Genomic DNA, 2329 nt, shown 5'->3' with positions numbered 1-2329 from the left:
CTCATCTAGCTTAAGTAATGCCTTGCGATTCATATATTTAACATGGATGCTCTTAAAACTTAGATAAAATTATGCTGTCATTAATAATTTTACTCGTGTATTTAAACGACTTATTTTCCTTGCTGCTGCATTTTTATGCATAACACCTTTACTAACACACTTATGTAAGCAGGACTCAGCTTTTCTAAATGCCATCATAGCATTCTCCTTATCGCCAAACTTTATTACTTCAAGTAACTTCTTAACAGCAGTACGTGCCATACTTTTACGCATTTTATTGATTAAAGTACGTTTTGCTATTACCTTTATCACTTTGCGTGCACTTTTATGGTTTGCCATTTTCTAAACTATAAAGATTTTATTATATACTTTCTACTTACATCCCGCAACATCTTTCTCTAATTGATGGCTTCTTTCTTCAATCACATTCCTTAATTTCTCCAAAAAATCACCTTTACTAAGTCCTGGATTTATTTGTGGCAGTATTTCAATTGTTGCACTACCTCTTCTTTTCTTCAGAGAAAATATACCACCTGGCCAAAATAAACCCGTATTTAAAGCTACTGGCAATACAGGTACAGATAAATTGTGATATAAAGTAGCAATACCTGCTTTATACTTTGCATTTTTCCCTACTTTAACTCTTGTACCTTCTGGAAAAATAATTACGTTCTTATTTTCCTGTATACGCATTTTTGCTAACTTAAGAATTGTGCGTATGGAACCTACCCCTGATTTACGATCAATAAAAATCATCTTGAGTGCCATTAAATGCAATCCAAGAAACGGAATCCACTTTAGCTCCTTTTTTAAAATAAAAACTGACCCCTTAAATAAAAGTAGAAAAATAAATGTTTCAAGAGTGGATTGATGCTTAGACGCTATTATAAAAGATTTTTCCTTTGGTATATTCTCAATTCCTATCACTTCATACTTAATCCCACACAAAAAATATAACATAAATAGTGCAACTCTTACTGAAATATTAAGAGTAGTGGAAATAAAATAATATGGTAAAAAAATGATAGGGATAGTAATAAAACTATAAGTAATGCTCCATAATACTAAAAATAGATTAAACAATAGATTTAATATCACAACCATTACTACTCTTGATCTTAAAGTAATAATAGTTGTAATAAATAACACTCTATGTCAATTTACTTTTTATACATTCTTATCTGAAACTATTTCTGTTATAGGATGTAAATTCAATAATTGACTTTTTAACTCTTCATTAGCAACATGAGTATACCTCTGTGTTGTAACAACGTTAGAATGACCAAGCATTTTCATTATACGAAAAATATCTTCACCTTCACTTAAGAGATGAGTAGCAATAGTATTCCTAATTCCATGTGGAGAAACTTTAATACCAAGCTTTCCAGCTATACTCTTAAGTAGTTGGGCAATACGCTGTCTAGTAATAGGATGATCTTTCTTATTTCCAGGAAATAACCATTCAGATTGCGTGCCTTCAGTAAGAAAATGTGAACGAACAGATAAATAATCATGCAAACTTTTAACTGCTTGTTCATTTAAAAATACCTGTCTTTCTCTACCTCCTTTTCCACCTATAGTAATAAAATACTCTTTATTATCAGTATTATCAGTATTAATAAGACCTAATACATCCTTTAGCTTTATGTGAGTAAGCTCAGAAACACGCATCCCAGAGGAGTAGAGCATTTCAAGCATTGCACATAGTCTTTTATTACCTATGATTTCATTCTTCTTACCATTAGTTAACGACATACTTGCAAGTCTCCTTACAGTAGTTAACAAAAGATTCATTTCATCTACAGCTAAATACCTTGGCAATGAAAGCACAATCTTTGGGTTCCTTTGTTCTTTTGCAGGATTTGTATTAATGATATGATCACCAAATAAAAATTTATAAAAATGTCTCATAGTAGAGACTTTTCTCGATATAGACGCAGCCTTATAATTTTGCTTGTATAAAAAATTTTGCATGTAATCATCTATGTCACTTTTAGTTGCAGTTATCAAGCTAGAGTTCTTTTTTATTAAGAACTTATTAAGTTGATTTAAATCTAGCTCATAGCTTTCTAAAGTATTTTTAACAACATATTTTTCAGAAAGCAACCCTTCAAGAAAGTACTTGATATAAAATTTACCTTCTTTTTCTTTATTTTCTCCTTGATCTTTATAAATTCTATCTTCTAATTCCATAATTCTTTTTCCTATTAATTTTATTATTTACCTAATTGTTACATCATGTATGGCATGTATTGATTATTTATGAAAAACATTAAATTAATCATAACTTGCATAACGATCACAAGCATTTTTCTTTAATATTTTTTAA

The 2329-nt window shown here is 29.8% G+C and carries 3 protein-coding genes; all 3 read right to left on the bottom strand.

From position 1 onward, the window contains the following. Window positions 1–69: 69 nt before the first annotated feature. The 3 genes from rpsT to V6U76_RS05120 all read right to left on the bottom strand — a co-directional run bounded on the left by rpsT (window position 70) and on the right by V6U76_RS05120 (window position 2193). Window positions 70–339, bottom strand: coding sequence for a 30S ribosomal protein S20 (rpsT, locus tag V6U76_RS05130; RefSeq protein ID WP_333024056.1), 270 nt, complete (start codon window positions 337–339; stop codon window positions 70–72). A gap of 33 nt (window positions 340–372) precedes the next feature. Beyond that, window positions 373–1098 carry a lysophospholipid acyltransferase family protein gene (locus V6U76_RS05125; RefSeq protein WP_408647435.1) on the bottom strand — a complete coding sequence of 242 codons (726 nt, stop codon included), beginning with the start codon at window positions 1096–1098 and terminating at the stop codon, window positions 373–375. Window positions 1099–1167: 69 nt separating this feature from the next. Beyond that, a complete protein-coding gene (locus tag V6U76_RS05120) occupies window positions 1168–2193 on the bottom strand; it encodes a tyrosine-type recombinase/integrase (RefSeq protein WP_333024053.1) in 1026 nt (341 codons plus the stop codon). Window positions 2194–2329: the final 136 nt, after the last annotated feature.

Source organism: Wolbachia endosymbiont of Pentidionis agamae, assembly GCF_036711655.1.
Lineage (GTDB): Bacteria > Pseudomonadota > Alphaproteobacteria > Rickettsiales > Anaplasmataceae > JAZHPY01.
Note: the sequence above shows the minus strand (reverse complement) of the source record. Positions and strands in the feature narration are given on the sequence as shown.

What these genes read in the sequence shown, in the direction of transcription:
- rpsT (WP_333024056.1), bottom strand. Translation starts at nt 339, where the DNA reads ATGGCAAACCATAAAAGTGCACGCAAAGTGATAAAGGTAATAGCAAAA.
- V6U76_RS05120 (WP_333024053.1), bottom strand. Translation starts at nt 2,193, where the DNA reads ATGGAATTAGAAGATAGAATTTATAAAGATCAAGGAGAAAATAAAGAA.